14 protein-coding genes are annotated in these 17,119 nt (G+C 63.0%); 2 read left to right on the top strand and 12 right to left on the bottom strand.

All coding sequences use genetic code 11. The features are described from left to right. Nucleotides 1–46: 46 nt before the first annotated feature. Together RFM40_RS16835 and RFM40_RS16830 are read right to left on the bottom strand one after the other, a co-directional pair. A complete protein-coding gene (locus RFM40_RS16835) occupies nucleotides 47–1,963 on the bottom strand; it encodes a potassium transporter Kup (protein ID WP_430691687.1) in 1,917 nt (638 codons plus the stop codon). A gap of 92 nt (nucleotides 1,964–2,055) precedes the next feature. Beyond that, the gene (locus tag RFM40_RS16830; protein WP_320272133.1) at nucleotides 2,056–2,796 is read right to left on the bottom strand and encodes a pyridoxine 5'-phosphate synthase; all 741 of its coding nucleotides are present in this window, start codon (nucleotides 2,794–2,796) and stop codon (nucleotides 2,056–2,058) included. A 215-nt stretch (nucleotides 2,797–3,011) separates the two neighbouring features. Between RFM40_RS16830 and RFM40_RS16825 the strand changes: the two genes are divergently transcribed. Beyond that, complete coding sequence (locus tag RFM40_RS16825; protein WP_292298670.1) at nucleotides 3,012–3,410, top strand: SpoIIAA family protein; 399 nt, start codon at nucleotides 3,012–3,014, stop codon at nucleotides 3,408–3,410. 5 nt (nucleotides 3,411–3,415) lie between these two features. On the opposite strand, the gene RFM40_RS16820 is transcribed toward RFM40_RS16825, so the two are convergent. The 9 genes from RFM40_RS16820 to RFM40_RS16780 all read right to left on the bottom strand — a co-directional run bounded on the left by RFM40_RS16820 (nucleotide 3,416) and on the right by RFM40_RS16780 (nucleotide 14,279). Then, complete coding sequence (locus tag RFM40_RS16820; protein WP_320227562.1) at nucleotides 3,416–4,543, bottom strand: ATP-dependent DNA helicase; 1,128 nt, start codon at nucleotides 4,541–4,543, stop codon at nucleotides 3,416–3,418. 145 nt (nucleotides 4,544–4,688) lie between these two features. Further along, complete coding sequence (locus tag RFM40_RS16815) at nucleotides 4,689–5,039, bottom strand: nitrile hydratase accessory protein (protein WP_320277828.1); 351 nt, start codon at nucleotides 5,037–5,039, stop codon at nucleotides 4,689–4,691. After that, nucleotides 5,026–5,685, bottom strand: coding sequence for a nitrile hydratase subunit beta (nthB, locus tag RFM40_RS16810; RefSeq protein ID WP_320277827.1), 660 nt, complete (start codon nucleotides 5,683–5,685; stop codon nucleotides 5,026–5,028). The genes RFM40_RS16815 and nthB overlap by 14 nt, the downstream gene beginning before the upstream one ends. Further along, a complete protein-coding gene (gene nthA, locus RFM40_RS16805) occupies nucleotides 5,682–6,302 on the bottom strand; it encodes a nitrile hydratase subunit alpha (protein WP_320277826.1) in 621 nt (206 codons plus the stop codon). Before nthA ends, nthB begins: the two co-directional genes overlap by 4 nt. Nucleotides 6,303–6,486: 184 nt before the next feature. Then, a complete protein-coding gene (locus RFM40_RS16800) occupies nucleotides 6,487–9,645 on the bottom strand; it encodes an efflux RND transporter permease subunit (RefSeq protein WP_320277825.1) in 3,159 nt (1,052 codons plus the stop codon). Beyond that, on the bottom strand, nucleotides 9,642–10,919 hold the full coding sequence (locus tag RFM40_RS16795) for an efflux RND transporter periplasmic adaptor subunit (protein ID WP_320277824.1): 1,278 nt from the start codon (nucleotides 10,917–10,919) through the stop codon (nucleotides 9,642–9,644). The genes RFM40_RS16800 and RFM40_RS16795 overlap by 4 nt, the downstream gene beginning before the upstream one ends. Nucleotides 10,920–11,133: 214 nt before the next feature. After that, nucleotides 11,134–11,730, bottom strand: coding sequence for a LysE family translocator (locus RFM40_RS16790; protein ID WP_320227501.1), 597 nt, complete (start codon nucleotides 11,728–11,730; stop codon nucleotides 11,134–11,136). Between the two features lie 119 nt (nucleotides 11,731–11,849). Continuing rightward, on the bottom strand, nucleotides 11,850–12,422 hold the full coding sequence (gene ilvN, locus RFM40_RS16785) for an acetolactate synthase small subunit (protein ID WP_059185300.1): 573 nt from the start codon (nucleotides 12,420–12,422) through the stop codon (nucleotides 11,850–11,852). Between the two features lie 75 nt (nucleotides 12,423–12,497). Beyond that, nucleotides 12,498–14,279: an acetolactate synthase 3 large subunit gene (locus RFM40_RS16780; protein WP_320227500.1), complete on the bottom strand. Its 1,782-nt coding sequence runs from the start codon at nucleotides 14,277–14,279 to the stop codon at nucleotides 12,498–12,500. Nucleotides 14,280–14,659: 380 nt separating this feature from the next. Here RFM40_RS16780 and RFM40_RS16775 point away from each other — a divergent pair, with 380 nt between their 5' ends. Further along, on the top strand, nucleotides 14,660–16,468 hold the full coding sequence (locus RFM40_RS16775) for an NAD(P)/FAD-dependent oxidoreductase (RefSeq protein ID WP_320227499.1): 1,809 nt from the start codon (nucleotides 14,660–14,662) through the stop codon (nucleotides 16,466–16,468). A 97-nt stretch (nucleotides 16,469–16,565) separates the two neighbouring features. Here the strand turns inward: RFM40_RS16775 and RFM40_RS16770 are convergent, their stop codons facing one another. Continuing rightward, nucleotides 16,566–17,093: a GNAT family N-acetyltransferase gene (locus RFM40_RS16770; protein WP_320227498.1), complete on the bottom strand. Its 528-nt coding sequence runs from the start codon at nucleotides 17,091–17,093 to the stop codon at nucleotides 16,566–16,568. Between the last annotated feature and the right edge of the window lie 26 nt (nucleotides 17,094–17,119).

Genomic DNA, 17,119 nt, shown 5'->3' with positions numbered 1-17,119 from the left:
TGCGCGGTCCATCTGAATCTAAGGCAAAATGTGCGGGCTTGAAGGGTCAGATCGCGACCTGTGTGCCGATCTCGACCACGCGGCCGGTGGGGATCTGGAAATACTCCGTCGCATCCGCCGCCGTGCGCGCAAGGCCGATGAACAGCCGGTCCTGCCAGACCGGCATGCCGGAATTGGGCGAGGCTTTCAGCGACCGCCGCGACAGGAAGAAAGAGGTCGTCATGATGTCGAACTTCCAGCCTTGCTTGCGGCAGATGGCCAAAGCTCGCGGGATGTTCGGCTGCTCCATGTAGCCGAAGGTCAGCGACACCCGCATGAACAGCTCGTTGACCGTTTCCAGCTTCACCCGCTCGCTGTCCGGCACCACCGGCTGCGGCGCCGTCACCACCGACAGGATGACGTTTTTCTCGTGCAGCACCTTGTAGTGCTTGAGACTGTGCATCAGGGCCGTCGGCGCGCTGAGTGGGTCGCTGGTCAGAAAAACCGCCGTGCCGGAAACCAGTTGCGGCTTCTTCTTCAGAAGATTTGTCGCCAGGAAATCGAGCGGGATTTCGTTGCGGCGGGTCTTGTCGAAGAGATAGCGGCTGCCGCGGATCCAGGTCCACATGATCAGCCCCATGATCGACGCGACCGTGATCGACACCCAGCCGCCCTCAACGATCTTGACGACATTGGCCGAGAAGAAGCCGAGGTCGATGACGCCGAACAGCAGCGCCAGCGCGACGGCAACAGCCAGCTGCCACTTCCAGAGCCAGCGCATGACGACAAACAGCAGGATTGTCGTCATCAGCATCTCGCCGGTCACCGAAATGCCGTAGGCGGCGGCCAGCGCGCTCGAGCTGCCGAAGCCGACGACCAGCAGCATCACGCCGAGCGCGACCAGGAGATTGACCCTTGGCATGTAGATCTGTCCGCTCTGCATCTCGGATGTGTGCTGCACCTCGATGCGCGGCAGAAGGTTGAGCTGCACAGCCTGCCTGGTCAGCGAGAAGGCGCCTGAAATGACCGCCTGGCTGGCGATCACCGTCGCCGCCGTTGCCAGTCCGACCATCGGCATCAGCGCCCATTCGGGCAGCATCTGGAAGAACGGGTTGGTCGGCTTGCCGCCATGCGAGAGCACGAAGGCGCCTTGGCCGAAATAGTTGAGGAGCAGGCAAGGGAAAACCACCGAAAACCAGGCCAGTACGATCGGTTTGCGGCCGAAATGGCCGAGGTCGACATAGAGCGCCTCGGCTCCGGTGACCGCCAGGAACACCGCACCGACGGTGACGAAAGCACCCGTCGGGGTGGTGGCCAGATAATAGACGGCATAATAGGGATTGATCGCCAGGAGAACCGATGGATCGTCGACGATGTGGTAGAGCCCGGCAACGCCAATGGCTACGAACCACGTCGCCGTCACCGGCCCGAAGACGGCCGCCACCTTGCCGGTGCCGAAGCGCTGCACGGCAAAAAGCACCGCCAGGATGACCAGCGTGATCGGAACGACATAAGCGTCGAGCGCCGGCGTGACGACTTCCAGGCCTTCCACCGCGGAAAGCACGGAAATGGCTGGAGTGATGATCGAATCGCCGAAGAACAGCGCCGCGCCGCAAAGGCCGATCGTGAGGATAAGCCCGGATCCGTTGGGATAGGCGCTGCGTGCAAGCGACATCAGCGATAGCGTACCGCCTTCGCCCTTGTTGTCGGCCCTCAGAACGAAAGCGACATATTTGATCGTGACGATGATCGTCAGCGCCCAGACGATCAGCGATAGCACGCCAAGCACATCGTCCCGGGCGACTGCGCCTCCGGAGGCGTGCAACGCCTCCCGAAAGGCGTAGATTGGGCTGGTGCCGATATCGCCGTAGACGACGCCGAGCGCGCCAAGCATGAGAACCTTGGTGCTGTGGTGGCGTTCGGTGTCGGCATGGGCCGAGTGTTCGAGGGTTTCCGACTCGCTGCTGGCGTTGGCTAGCACCATGGACCCCACTTTGTCAGATGCCCGATGTTTTCCGGTCGCTGCAATATACGTGATACGCAATAACCGCCGGATCTACGCAAGGCTTCCTTGCCCTACCATCCACAGGCCTTCAAGAACCGTCCCACCGTGCCGGCCATGCCATACTCCAGCGCATCGGCTGTCAACCCATGTCCGATCGACACTTCGGCCAATGCCGGGATACGCTTGGCGAGCGCCGGCAGGTTGTTCACGGTCAGATCGTGACCGGCATTGACCTGGAGCCCCGCCGCGATTGCCGCATCCGCGGTTTTTCCCAGTTTTTCCAATACTTTCGCCGCCTTGGCGGAATCGGAATGGCAGCTGCCGTACGGGCCGGTATAGAGCTCGATCCGGTCGGCGCCGGTATCGCGGGCGGCATTCACGCCGGCCGGATCGGCGTCGGAAAACAGCGACACACGAAAACCGCCCTTCTTCAGCCGCTTGACGATCGGCGTCAGGAACACTGCCTGGGCGACGAAGTTCCAGCCATGATCGGATGTCGCCTGGGTCGGGTCGTCGGGCACCAGCGTCACCTGCTCGGGCTGGTTCTTCTCGACAAGCGCCAGGAAATCCTCGTTCGGATAGCCTTCGATGTTGAATTCCGCCGCCGGAAACTCGTCGTCGATCAGCGCCCTGATCTCCGGCAGGTCGGAATGCCTGGTGTGCCGCTCGTCGGGGCGTGGATGGACAGTCAGTCCATGCGCCCCGGCGGCCAGCGCAATGCGGCCGAGCCCCGTGACGCTCGGCCACGGCAGGTCGCGGCGGTTGCGCAACATGGCGACGGCGTTGAGGTTGACCGAAAGCTTTGCGGGCATGATCCAGGGTCCAATTGGAGCAATTCCAGGAAAAGTGCGTAGCGGCTTTCCGTCCGAAATTGCGTAAGAACAAATACTCACAGCGGCTCAGCAGCTCTGTCAAACGCTGAACCACCCTGGCATTTGGCGGGCATCTATAGCGCCTTTGCAGGGAACAGATAGAGGGTTTCCGGTGTTCCAGATGGCGAGATGGTGGCCAACGCAAGGATTTGCCAGTGAATTTTCTCGAAGCCGTGCCGGCGATACGCCGCATCGAGACCAATCGCGACGCGCTTTTTGCCATCGACGTCGTTGGAGATGTTTCGCCGGCCGACGCGGAAAACTTGTTCGGCCTGCTCGAAGCGGCCTATGCCCTGCATCCGAGGATCGACGTGCTGGTCAGATTGACCGACGAGGAGAGCGTCGATTGGGCCAATATTTCGGAAAAGACGATCCGACAAGGTTTGGCCGATGCTTTGGAACATGTCGTCCGCTGCGCGGCTATCGGCGAACCGCGCTGGGCCTCCTTTGTCGGAGGCCTCTTTCCGAAGGCTTTGCCATTCGAGTTCAGGCATTTCGACAGTGATGACGAAGCCGCCGCCTGGCGATGGCTCGGCGCGAGGCCAGAAGGGTAAGCGGACTAGCGGACGATCGTCAGCCGCTCGGCCGCGCGGGTGATGGCGGTGTAGAGCCAACGCTGCCGCGTCTCCTTGAACGCCCAGCTCTCGTCGAACAGCACGACGTCGTTCCACTGCGAGCCTTGCGCCTTGTGTACCGTCAGCGCATAGCCATAGTCGAAATCGTCGAAACGCTTCTTCTGCTGCCAAGGGATCTCGGCATCCGGGTCCTCGAACGCCGCCTTGAGCAGCTTGATCTTGGCGACACCGCGGTCGGGATCGTCCTCCTCCGGCGAAACCAAGAGGTTGATGCCGGGCTTCACCGTCTCGCGCGACGAGGTCATCACCTTCCAAAGCGAGCCGTTGAGCAACCCCTTGGCAGGGTCGTTGCGAAGGCACACCAGCTTGTCGCCGGCCTGCGGATAGCCGGCATTGAAGCCTTTGAGTTCGCGCAGGCGCTGGTTATAGCGTCGCCGCGTGCGGTTGGTGCCGACCAGTACTTGGTCGGCCTTCAACACGAGTTCCTGGTTGACGCCTTCCCTGCCAATCACCTGAGCCGTGCCGTAGTCGCCATGCATGAATTCGCGGCCTTCGCGCACATCGAGCGCCAGCCGGATGATCGGATTGTCGCGTGCCTGGCGATGGATCTCGGTGAGCAGCACATCGGGCTCGTGCTCGGTGAAGAAGCCACCCCCTGAGATCGGCGGCAACTGCGCCGGATCGCCAAGCACCAGGATCGGCGTGCCGAAGCTCATCAGGTCGCGGCCAAGCTGCTCGTCGACCATCGAGCATTCGTCGATGACGACCAGCTTGGCACGCGCGATCGGGCTTTGCCGGTTGAGCGCGAAGGTCGGCGAGATCGAGGTCTTGCCCGTCACCTCGTCCTCGACCGATTCCTCACCTCTCGGCCGGTAGATCAGCGAATGGATGGTGCGGGCATTGATCGCTCCCTTGGAGCGCAGCACCTGAGCCGCCTTGCCGGTGAAGGCGGCGAACTGTACCTGCCCGTCGACATGCTCGGCGAAATAGCGCGCCAGCGTCGTCTTGCCGGTGCCGGCATAGCCGAACAGGCGAAAGACCTGCGGCCGGCCGTCTTTCAGCCATCGGCCGACCGCCTTCAAGGCCTCGTCCTGTTGGGGAGAGAATTCCATCAGCGCGACAGACCGGATTCGCAAAGGAAAGACAAGATTGGCCGTCCCATCATCGGCGTCGCCGATGACGATCATTTTGCTACAGGTCAGGCACGCTATCAGGCGCAAACAAGAACGTAAAGGGAACGAACTGTTACGCCCTGAACTACCTGCCAGCTCCGGGATCGTTTTCCAGCAGGATCGGCTTGCCGTGCGGCGTGGCATGCGCGGCGCGCTCCCAGGCGGCGGCAAGCTCATCCACCTCACCCTTGCCGGCAATCTCTTTTCGCGACAGCAGTTTTTCCAGCGCCGCCAGCCAGTGCTCGTAATAGTCGTGGCCGTCGTTCGCGGCGTCCGGCTTCTTCACTTCCGCCGACAAGGCCTCCGCCCATTCACTCCACGAAAACAGGCCCTTGTCGTGCAGCGCCACCGTCATGGCGAAGGCCTCCGCCTGCCATGGCTCCGCGAACACCGGACTATCGAAGCCGTCCGGCAGTCTGGGCTCAGGCCGGCTCAAGATAGCTCTCCCAGGCGTCGATGGAGACGCTGAGCGTCGGGTCGGCGCCCTCGCCCCAGATCTCCGCCCCATCGAAAACCACCGTGTAGACCCATTGCGGGTTCTCGCCCTTGCCATGCGCATTGCTGTCGGGAAAGACGAAGCCGTCGCGCACCGCCTCGATCGTCCCGTTCTTGCTGCGTGCGTAACGCGGCAGGCGCGTGTGGCCGGTCGGATTCAAATTCTTCGTCCGTACCCGGTCGCCCGCCCGGAAGCGGGCCGGCGCGGTGACCGGCCGGTCGCAAGGTCCACCTTTGGCGAGCACCGCCGGCACATCCGCCGCCTTCAACACCCTTTTGGGCGTCGCTGCCGGATCGACCGCCTTGCCGGCCGCGAGATCGCCCTGCGTGATGAAGCCATGGCGCTTCAGCAGGACTTCCAGCGCCTTGATCCAGATCTGATAGTAGCTGGATGCATAATAGTCGGCCGGATGCAGCGATTCCCGCGCATGCCGGCTCTCGTCGATGTTCCAGGCGCCCATGGCGCCGGCGGTCAGCGTCACGCCAAGCGCGCGCTTCTCCCATTCGGCATGGAAATAGGGCTCGTCCTTTTCGGGCGCGACCGGCCCGAAACCCATCTGCCCGCCGAGATCCTGCGGCCCGTTCATGCCGGCTGCCCCTTTATTCCGGCTTTTTTGGCCAGCGCCGTGCCGATCATTGCGTCGCGGCTGACCAGGCCGGCGAGTTGTTCCTCGCTCCAGCCCTCGGTGCCCTCGGGCCGCATCGGCACCACCAGATAGCGAAGCTCGGCCGTTGAATCCCAGACGCGGATCTTCTTGTCCTTGGGCAGCGTCAGCCCGAACTCCTCAAGCACGCCGCGCGGATCGATCACCGCGCGTGAGCGGTAGGGCGGCGCCTTGTACCAGACCGGCGGCAGGCCGAGCACCGACCACGGATAGCAGGAGCAGAGCGTGCAGACGACCAGGTTGTGCGTGTCCTCCGTGTTGAAGACGGCCTGCATGTGCTCGCCCTGGCCGGTATAACTCATCGAGGCGATCGCCGCCGTCGCGTCGCGCTTCAGCCAGTCGGCGTATGTCGGATCGCTCCAGGCCTTCGCCACCACTCGAGCGCCGTTGCGCGGACCGATCTTCGTCTCGTAGGTCTCGACGATGACATCGATGGCCGACGGATCGATCAGGCCTTTTTCGGTGAGGATCGTCTCCAGCGCGCGCACGCGCGCCGCGAACGGATCGAGCTCGTTGTCGTGGTCATGATCGTGGGACATGACACCAGACTAGGATCGCCGGCACGATGCCGCAAGCACGAGACCTTGGGCCAAGCGGCGGCGGCCTAGATTTTTGTTTTTGAAGCATGGTCTTCTCCGAAAAGTCTGCAACTTTTCGGGATCGTGCCCTTTGTCTTGAAGCATGATCTTCTCCGAAAAGTCTGCAACTTTTCGGGATCGTGCTCTATTCGGCGGCAACCTTTTTCGGTTCGGCTTCTTCCTCGGCGTCGAACAGCGAGGGCTGTTCGGCAGGCTCGACCGCGTGCAACGCGGGCCGGCTCTTCTTCGACGAGAAGCCGAGCAGCCAGCCGGAGAAGTTTTCGAAGTAGACGTAAATCACAGGCGTGACGAACAGGGTGAGCGCCTGCGAGGCGAGCAGGCCGCCCACGACCGCGACGCCGAGCGGCTGGCGCAGTTCGGCGCTGGCGCCGGTGCCGAGCGCGATCGGGAACGTGCCCATCAGCGCCGCCAGCGTCGTCATCATGATCGGCCGGAAACGCATCAGGCAGGCCTTGTGGATGGAGTCCACCGCCGACATGCCTTGTCGCCTCAGCTCCAGCGCGACATCGACCATCATGATGCCGTTCTTCTTGACGATGCCGATCAGCATCAGGATGCCGATCACCGCGATGACCGACAGGTCCATGCCGGCGAAGCGCAGCGCCACTACCGCGCCCAGCACCGCCGACGGCAGGCCGGTGAGGATGGTGAGCGGGTGGATGAAGCTCTCATAAAGCATGCCGAGCACGATATAGATCGTCAGGATGGCGCCGCCGATCAGCAGGCCCTGGTTGGCGAGCGAATCCTGGAACGTCTTGGCCGTGCCGGCGAAGGTGGTTGAGATCGCCTTCGGCATGCCGATCTGCTCTTTCAGCTGATCGATGCGGGTCACGGTGTCGCCGAGCGACACGCCCTGCGGCAGGTTGTAGGAGATCGTCACCGCCGGCAACTGGCCGAGTTGGTTGACGGTCAGCGCGCCTGCCGTGCGATCGACATGTGCAAAGGCGCCGAGCGGCACCAGGCTGCCGCTCGTCGTCCTCACCTGGATGGCCAGCATCCGCTCGGGCGACCATTCGATGTTGGGATCCAGCTCGGTGATGACCTCATAGCTGTCGGCAGAACCGAAGATCGTGGAGACCTGGTCGGTGCCAAAGCCGCCATAGAGGGCCGAGCGCAGCGTGTCGGTATCGATGCCGAGCTGGGCGGCCTTGTCGCGGTCCACCACCAGCGTCGCCTGCAGGGCGTTGTTCTGCAGATCGCTGGTGACGTCGGTAAAGGTCGTGTGGTCCGCCGCCATCGCGTCATCGAGCTTCTGCGCCCAGATATCGGTCTGACCGGTATCGAGGCCCTGGACCACGAGCTGGTAAGCGCTGGCGGAAGAGCGCGAGCCGAGCCTGAGGTTTTGGACCGGCTGCATATAGGTCTCGATGCCCGGGACGCCCGCCAGCTGCCGCCGCAGGTCCGAAAGCACCTTCTCGATATTGGGCCTCTGATCCTTGGCCTTCAGTTGCACGTAGAGCTGGCCCTGGTTCAGCGCGTTGTTGCCGCTGCCGGCCGACCAGGCCACATGCGCGACGTAAGGCGAATGCGCGAAGACGTTCGCCACCTGGCCCTGCAGCTTCACCATGGCGTCGAAGGAGATGTCCTGCCGGGCCATCGTCGTCACCGAAATCTGGCCGATATCCTCCTGCGGGAAGAAGCCTTTCGGCGAGACCTGGATCAGCCACACCGATGCCGCCGCAGTTCCGACGAAGACCAGGAAGATCAGGAATGTGTGGCGCAGGCAGAAGCTGAGCAGCCAATCATAGGTACGGGTGACGATGTCATGTCTGTGGCCATCGCCATGCGCCTCCCGGTCGGCCTTGGTCACCGACAGCAGCCGAGAGCACAGCATCGGCGTCAGCGTCAGCGACACGAACATGGAGGCCAGGATGGCGACCGTCACCACGACGGCGAATTCGTTGAAGATGCGGCCGATCACGCCGCCCATCAAAAGCACGGGAATGAACACCGCCACCAGCGAGATCGAGATCGAGATGATGGTGAAGCCGATCTCGCGCGCACCCTTGAGCGAAGCGTCGAAGGCCGACAGCCCGTCCTCCTCCATGTGGCGGAAGATGTTTTCGAGCATGACGATGGCATCGTCGACGACCAGGCCGACCGCAAGCGTCAATCCCATCAGCGAGATGTTGTCGATCGGGAAGCCGAACAGGAACATCGCGCCAAGCGTGGCGATCAGCGAGATCGGCACCGCCACCGCCGGGATGATCGTCGCCGTCACCCTGCGCAGGAATACGAAGATCACCATCACCACCAGGGCGACGGTCAACAACAGCGTGAACTGCACGTCGTCGACGGCTTGGCGGATCGAGGTCGAGCGGTCGTTGAGCAGCTTGATCGAGGCCGCCGCCGGCATCTGCTCCTGGAAGGAAGGCAGCATCGCCTTGACCTTGTCGACGACGTCGACGGTATTGGCGTCGGGCTGGCGCTGCACGGCCATGATGATCGCGCGGGTACCATCGTACCAACTTGCGGTGGTCGTGGTCTGCACCGAATCGACGACGCGGGTCACCTCGCCCAGCCGCACCGGGTGGCCGTTCTTGGTGGCGATGATCAGGTTGGAGAAGCCGGCCGCGTTGTCGAGCTGGGTATTGGCGGTGATGGTGAGCTGCTGCTTGTCGTTCCGCAGCACACCGAGCGGCGTGTTGCTGTTGGCCGACGCGATCGCCGCCTGCAGCTGATCGATCGAGATGCCGCGCGCGGCGAGCGCGGTCGGATCGATCTGGATACGCACCGCATATTTCTGCTGGCCGAAGATCGACACCTGCGCCACGCCATCGATGGTCGACAGCGATGGCGAGATGACGTTCTCGGCGAATGCGTCGAGATCCGTGAGGGGAACCGTGTCGCTGACCAGCGACATCAGAAGGATCGGCGCGTCGGCCGGATTGACCTTTCGGTAGCTGGGCGGCGAAGTCATCTCTGGCGGCAACTGCCGCTGCGTGCGAGCTATAGCCGCCTGGACGTCGGCCGCGGCGGCGTCGATATCCCGGTTGAGCACGAACTGGATTGCGATCGAGGTCTGGCCGAGCGAATTGGTGGTCGAGATCGAATCGATGCCGGCGATGGTGGAGAACTGCTTGATCAGCGGTGTCGCCACCGACGTTGCCATGGTTTCCGGCGACGCGCCGGGCAGCTGGGCCGAGACGTTGACCACCGGGAATTCGGCGCTCGGCAGCGCCGCCACCGGCAGGAACTTGTAGGCAAAAATGCCGCCCAATACGAGGGCGAACGACATCAGAAGCGTGGCGACGGGCCTGCGTATGCAGAATTCGGAGATCATGGCCGCGCCTCGCCCGCCTTATCGGCTTCCGCGACCTTGGGGGCGGCCTGACCGCCGTTGCTGGCGGCCTTGCCTTCGTGGACGGCGGCGCCGTCTTTCAGCCTGGTCTGACCTTCGACGACGACTTTTTCACCGCTCTTCAGCCCCTGGCTGATGGCGCTGTTTTCGCCCTCCGTCAGCGCGACCTGCACCGGCCGCATCTCGACGGTGTTGTCCGGCTTGACCACATAGACGAAGGAGCCCTTCTGGCTGGGCTGCACGGCGACCGTCGGGACCGACGTCATTTGCGGCATCGTGCCGGCGTCGAGCACGACGTTCACATACTGGCCGGGCCAAAGCGAAAGATCGGAATTCGGTACGCTCGCCCGTGTGGCGATGGTGCCGGAAGCGGTGTCGACGCTGGAATCGACGAAGTCGAGCGTGCCCTTGCCGATCGGCGTCGGGTCGCCGTCCTTGGTCAAGGTGACGGCGCCCTGCTGCGGGTTCGCCAGCGCATTGTGCAGCAGCGCCAGATTGCTCTCCGGCAAAGTGAAATTCACCTGCAGCGGGTCCATCTGCGTGATGGTGACAAGCGGCGTCGTGCTGCTTGAGTTGCCGTTGCTGGTGGTGACGAGATCGCCGACGGAGACGTTGACCGCTCCCAGCCTGCCGGAGATCGGCGCGGTGATGGTCGCGTAGCTCAACTGCACGGTGTCGGAATCGATCGTCGCCTTGTCGGCATCGATGGTGGCTGCTGCGGCCTTTTGCGCCGCCAGCGCCTGGTCGTAAGTCTGCTGCGTGCCGGCCTGCTTGGCGACCAGGTCCTTGGCGCGCTGGAGGTCGGCCGCGGCGCTGACCAGCATCGCCTGGTCCTTGACGAGCATCGCCTGGTCCTTGGCGAGTTGGGCTTTCAGCGCGCGGTCATCGAGCGAGAAGAGAAGATCGCCGGCCTTGACCATTTGCCCGTCCTTGACGGCGATCGACACGATCTGGCTGGAGACACGGGCGTTCACGCTGACCACCGATGGCGAGGAGACGAAGCCGATGGCGTAGCGGCGGATCGGAAAATCGGCGGTTGTCGCGGTTGCCGAAAGGATCGAGGCCGAACGCGCGCCGCCACTGCCGCCGCCCTTCGGATTGTCCGATGCCTTTGCCGTCTTGTCCGCACTGGCCGCGCCGGCCTGCTGGCCCGAAATTAATTGCTGGACCTTGCCCAAGGTCGCAGGCGAAAAGTAGAGGCCGCCACCTGCCAGGCAGGCCAGCGCAACGACTGCAAGAGCGATTTTTCCGCGCATCGACACTATGCCTCTACCCGACACGCCGAACCCGGTGGTCTTATTCTAGCTCGATTCACGGCGCCTTGCCGCGATTTTCGCCGAATAGATAGGACAAGGCTTTGGCGGAAAAGGGCCAAAACGCGCCATTACGAAGATTTAATGTGCACTGCACAATCGCTGTGCAGCCAGCTAACGTGCCGTGGCTGTCCCTCGCATCAGGCTGAAAATGACCTTATCGGAGCATTGGCCAGAGCGTCGCCGCCAGCAGCACACCCATGGCGATGTTGAACCATTTCAGGCGCACGGGATCCGACAGGAAGCCGCGCAGCGCCGTGCCGAACCCGGCCCAGACGGAGACGCTGGGCAGGTTGACGATGGTGAAGGCGATCGAGATCAACGCCACCGAGACGAACGGGTGGTCCGGGTTGGTGTAGACGGCCATGGCGGTGATCGCCATCACCCAGGCCTTGGGATTGACCCACTGGAACGCGGCGGCGTCGATGAAGCGCATCGGCCGCGCCTCCGCACCGCCCTTGTCGCTCATCGAGCGCGACATGGCGATCTTCCAGGCGAGATAGAGCAGATAGGCGGCGCCGGCGATCTTCAGCGCCGTGTGCAGCGCCGGAAACGCCGTCAGCACCGCGCCGAGCCCGAAGCCGACGGCCAGCAGCAGGACCAGAAAGCCGATGCTGATGCCCAGCATGTGCGGAACCGTCCTGACGATGCCGAAATTGACGCCGGAGGCCAGCAGCATGAGGTTGTTCGGCCCCGGCGTGATCGAAGTCACGAAGGCGTAGACCAAAAGGGCAAGGAACGCGTTGAGGGACATGATATCCTCCCAGATATGTCAGCCTTATTGTCCTTGTTCAGCGGATGCGCAAAAGCCACCGGCGGACGATTGCCGGGCCAGAGGGAGGATCGAGGCAGTCCGATCGATGCTCGCCGGGCTCACATGCCCTGCGGGCCGCGGTTCATCGCCGCCACGCCGGTGCGGCAAATCTCGACCAGGCCGAGCGGCTTCATGATGGCGATGAACTGATCGAGCTTGGAGCCCTTGCCGGTGATCTCGAAGATGAAATGCTCGGTATTGGCGTCGATGACCGAAGCGCGGAAGGCGTCGGCGAGCCGCAGCGCCTCGACACGGGCGTCGCCGGTTCCGGCGACCTTGACCAGCGCCAGCTCGCGCTCCAGCGGCCGCTCCTGGCCAAGTTCATGCGAGCGCACGGTCAGGTCGACCACACGGTGCACCGGCACGATGCGCTCGAGCTGGTGCTTGATCTGCTCCAGCACATGCGGCGTGCCGCGCGTCACAATGGTGATGCGCGACAGATGCTTTTCGTGCTCGGTCTCCGAAACGGTGAGGCTTTCGATGTTGTAGCCGCGTCCCGAGAAAAGGCCGATGACGCGGGCAAGCACGCCCGGCTCGTTGTCGACCAGCACGGAAAGCGTGTGCGTTTCCGGCTTCTCGGTTTCCTTGGCGATGAAATAGGCCGAGCCGGTCGGCTGGAGCTGTGCGTTCATGGCGTGAATCTCGATTTCAAACTTTTGATCTAAAACTCTATTTCCACACGGCTCTCAGCCGCGACCAGCCTGCGGCTACACCAGTTCCCTGCCCTTGGCATCAATGGCGTTGGCCACCGCCTCGTCGGTCGCCTCATCCGGCAGAAGCATCTCATTGTGCGCCTTGCCTGACGGGATCATCGGGAAGCAGTTGGCTAAAGTCGCCACGCGGCAGTCGAACAGCACCGGCTTCTTCACCGAGATCATTTCCCGGATGGCGTCGTCCAGCTCGTCCGGCTTGTCGCAGCGGATGCCGTGACCGCCATAGGCTTCCGCTAGCTTGACGAAATCCGGCATCGCCTCGGTGTAGGAATGCGACAGCCGGTTGCCGTGCAGCAGCTGCTGCCACTGCCGCACCATGCCCATATACTGGTTGTTGAGGATGAAGATCTTGATCGGCGCCTCGTACTGCACCGCCGAGCTCATCTCCTGCATCGTCATCTGCACCGAGGCGTCGCCGGCGATGTCGATGACCAGCGCATCGCGATGCGCGATCTGCACGCCGAGTGCGGCCGGCAGTCCGTAGCCCATCGTCCCCAGTCCGCCCGAAGTCATCCAGCGGTTCGGCTTGTCGAAATGATAGTGCTGCGCCGCCCACATCTGGTGCTGGCCGACCTCGGTGGTGATGTAGGTGTCTAGGTCTTTGGTCAGCGCATAGAGCCGCTGGATGGCGTATTGCGGCATGATCACGTCGTTGTTCATCTTGTAGGCGAGCGAATCCCGCGCGCGCCATTTCGCGATCTGCTCCCACCACGGATAGAGCGCCTTCTTGTCGGCCTTGGCGGTCGCCCGCCACAGCCGCACCAGATCTTCCAGCACGCGGCCGACATCGCCCAGGATCGGCACGTCCGTATGGACGTTCTTGTTGATGGAGGACGGGTCGATGTCGATGTGGATCTTCTTCGAATTCGGCGAAAACGCGTTGAGCCGGCCGGTGATGCGGTCGTCGAAACGCGCGCCGATGCAGAGCATCACATCGCAGTCATGCATGGCCATGTTGGCTTCATAGGTCCCGTGCATGCCCAGCATGCCGACCCAGTTCTTGCCCGAAGCCGGATAAGCGCCGAGGCCCATCAGCGTCGAGGTGATGGGGAAGCCGGTGAGATCGACCAGCTCGCGCAGCAGATGGCTCGCCTCCGGGCCGGAATTGATGACACCGCCGCCGCTGTAGATGATCGGCTTCTTGGCGCCGGCCATCAACTCGACGGCAGCCTTGACCTTCTCCAGATCGCCCTGGACCTTCGGCTGGTAGCTGGTGCGCGGCGCCGTCTGCGGCGGCACGTAGATGCCCTTGGCGAACTGCACGTCCTTCGGAATGTCGACCACGACCGGGCCGGGCCGCCCGGTGGTTGCCACATGGAACGCCTCATGGATCGTGGCGGCGAGCTCGTTGACGTCCTTCACCAGCCAATTGTGCTTGGTGCAGGGCCGCGTGATGCCGACCGTGTCGCATTCCTGGAACGCGTCGGAGCCGATCAGCGAGGTCGGCACCTGACCGGTCAGGCAGACCAGCGGAATGGAATCCATCAGAGCGTCCTGCAGCGGCGTCACCGCATTGGTGGCGCCGGGGCCGGACGTCACCAGGAGCACACCGGCCTTGCCGGTCGAGCGGGCGTAGCCTTCGGCGGCATGGCCGGCGCCCTGCTCGTGCCTGACCAGGATGTGCTCGACCTCGTCTTGTTGGAAAATTTCATCGTAGATCGGGAGAACGGCGCCGCCCGGATAGCCGAAGACATGCTTGACACCGTTGTCCTTCAGCGCCTGCACCACCATTTCGGCACCAGTCATTTCGCGCCGCTCGTTTTGTCCACTGCTCATCGGTCTGGTCCCGTATTGTTCGCCATCCGGCGATTTGCTGGTCGTTTAGTTGGATTTTGGGCAATAAAAAAGGCCCCCGAGGGAGCCTGTGGGATGCGCATGGGAGGTTTTCGCCCGGCGGTTACACCGCCTTGCCCACGCGCCAGCCTACGAGAATGAGTGCTGTTTTCATGGCCGCGGACACTAGAGGCGGGCACGGCAGCCTGTCAACGGCAAAAATGACGCCTTTGGGCCCCTTGCCGGCTCAAGCCATTGAAAACGCGCCAAACTATAGGAGGGCGTGACGCTTCGCGGCTTTTGCCGAAATACTTTGCGGATGCCGGAAGCCCAATCCGGCGGCGCGCTCACCCAAGAAGCGATCCCAAACCCGGAGGACACTGATGCTCGAGAGGACACCCACCACCAAGGCGCAGGCGCTGCTCGATAAATTCGGCAAGGCGCTGGAAGCCGGCGACATCCATGCCGCCGTCAACTGCTTCCAGGAGGACTGCTACTGGCGCGACCTCGTCACGTTCACCTGGAACCTGAAGACGATGGAGGGCCGCGACCAGGTCCGCGACATGCTGCAGGCGATGCTGGCCGACATCAAACCAACCGGTTGGACGGTGGCCCAAGGCGAGGAAGCGACGGAGGACGGCGGCATCATCACCGCCTGGATTACTTTCGAGACCGGCGTGGCGCGCGGCTTTGGCCTTGTGCGGTTTAAGGGCGACCTGATCTGGACGCTGCTGACCACCATCGCCGAGTTGAAAGGCCACGAGGAGAAGGCGGGCTTCACCCGCCCGTTCGGCGCCAAGCATGGCCACGGCAAGGGCCGCAAGACATGGCGCGAGGAGCGCGACGACGAAATCGCCGAACTCGGCAACAGCCGGCAGCCCTATGTCGTCATCATCGGCGGCGGCCAGGGCGGGATTGCGCTCGGCGCCCGGCTGAAGCAGCTCGGCGTGCCGACCATCATCGTCGAGAAGAACGAGCGTCCAGGCGATTCTTGGCGCAAACGCTACAAGTCGCTCTGCCTGCACGATCCGGTCTGGTACGATCACCTGCCCTATATCGACTTTCCAAGGAACTGGCCGGTCTTTGCGCCGAAGGACAAGATCGGCGACTGGCTGGAGATGTACACCAAGGTAATGGAGCTGAATTATTGGAGCTCCACCACCGCGAAATCCGCCACATACGACGAGAAGGCCAAGGAATGGACCGTCGTCGTCGAACGCGACGGCAAGGAGATCGTGCTCAAGCCGAAGCAGCTGGTGCTGGCGACCGGCATGTCCGGCAAGGCAAACTGGCCGAAATACAAGGGCCAGGACATTTTCAAGGGCGAGCAGCAGCATTCCTCGACCCATCCCGGCCCGGACAAATACCGCGGCAAGAAGGTTGTCGTCATCGGCTCCAACAACTCCGCGCACGACATCTGCGCGGCGCTGTGGGAAGCAGGCGTGGACGTGACCATGGTGCAGCGCTCGTCCACGCACATCGTCAGGTCCGACACGCTAATGGATATCGGCCTCGGCGCCCTCTATTCCGAGCAGGCGGTCGAGAACGGCATGACGACCCGAAAGGCGGACATGATCTTCGCCTCCCTGCCCTACCGCATCCTGCACGAGTTCCAGATTCCGCTTTACCAGCAGATGAAGGAGCGCGACGCGAAATTCTACGCGGATCTGGAAGAGGCCGGATTCATGCTCGATTGGGGCGATGACGATTCGGGTCTGTTCATGAAGTATCTGCGCCGCGGCTCCGGCTATTACATCGACGTCGGCGCGTGCGACCTCGTCATCGACGGCTCGATCAAGCTCAAAAGCGGTCCAGGTGCTGGGGTGCAGGAACTCACCGAAACCGGGGTGAAATTCGTCGACGGCACCGAACTGCCGGCCGATCTGGTGATCTACGCCACCGGCTACGGCTCGATGAACGGATGGGCCGCCGACCTGATCTCACAGGAAGTGGCGGACAAGGTCGGCAAGGTCTGGGGTCTCGGCTCCAACACCACCAAGGATCCCGGCCCGTGGGAAGGCGAGCAGCGCAACATGTGGAAGCCGACGCAGCAGGAAGCGCTATGGTTCCACGGTGGCAACCTGCACCAGTCGCGCCACTATTCGCAGTATCTGTCGCTGCAGCTAAAGGCCAGGCAGGTTGGCGTGCCGACGCCTGTTTATGGATTGCAGGAGGTCTACCACAAGGCTTGAGGCCGGACGCTTTCCACACAGGATGGAAGCCCGGCCGCGGGCTCCCATCTATCCTGCCTTGAGCTTCGGGCAGGCCCATATTGTCGCGACTTGACGGCTATCGATCTTTCCCTATCCGCTTCCAGTAGATGAGCGTGCCGGTAAGGCCGCCATACGGCTTGAGCGCATAGTCCGGGATCTCACCGGTTAGCGTGAAGCCGAGTTTTTCGTAAAGCCCGGCAGCCCCCTCCTCGCGCGCGGTGTCCAGCACCAGCAGGGTACGTCCCTTCTCGACAGCAAAGTCCTCGGCGGCTCGCATCAGGCCGGTCGCGATGCCTTTGCCGCGATAATCGAGGCGAGTCATCAGCTTGGCGATCTCGGCGCGGTGCGGCTGATTGGGCGGGCAATCGAGAAGCAGCGTGACGGTGCCGACCAGCGTCTCGCCATCCCATGCGCCGAGCACCGCCCTTTCTCCTCGCGCGGCGGCGGCCAGTGCTTTGCGCCAGAACTCACAAGCCGCATCGGGCGACAGTGGATGCATGAAGCTCACCGATCCGCCGGCGGCGACCGTCTCGATCAGCAGATCGGCCAGTATCCCGCGGGTTTTCGCGTCGTCGCTCAACGCCCGGATTTCAAGGGAGTTCATGTCGGTATTCTCCAGGTGGTGAGGTG

The sequence above is a fragment of the Mesorhizobium captivum genome, from assembly GCF_033977165.1.
Taxonomy (GTDB): domain Bacteria; phylum Pseudomonadota; class Alphaproteobacteria; order Rhizobiales; family Rhizobiaceae; genus Mesorhizobium; species Mesorhizobium captivum.
This window is presented reverse-complemented; position numbering and strand designations above follow the sequence as displayed.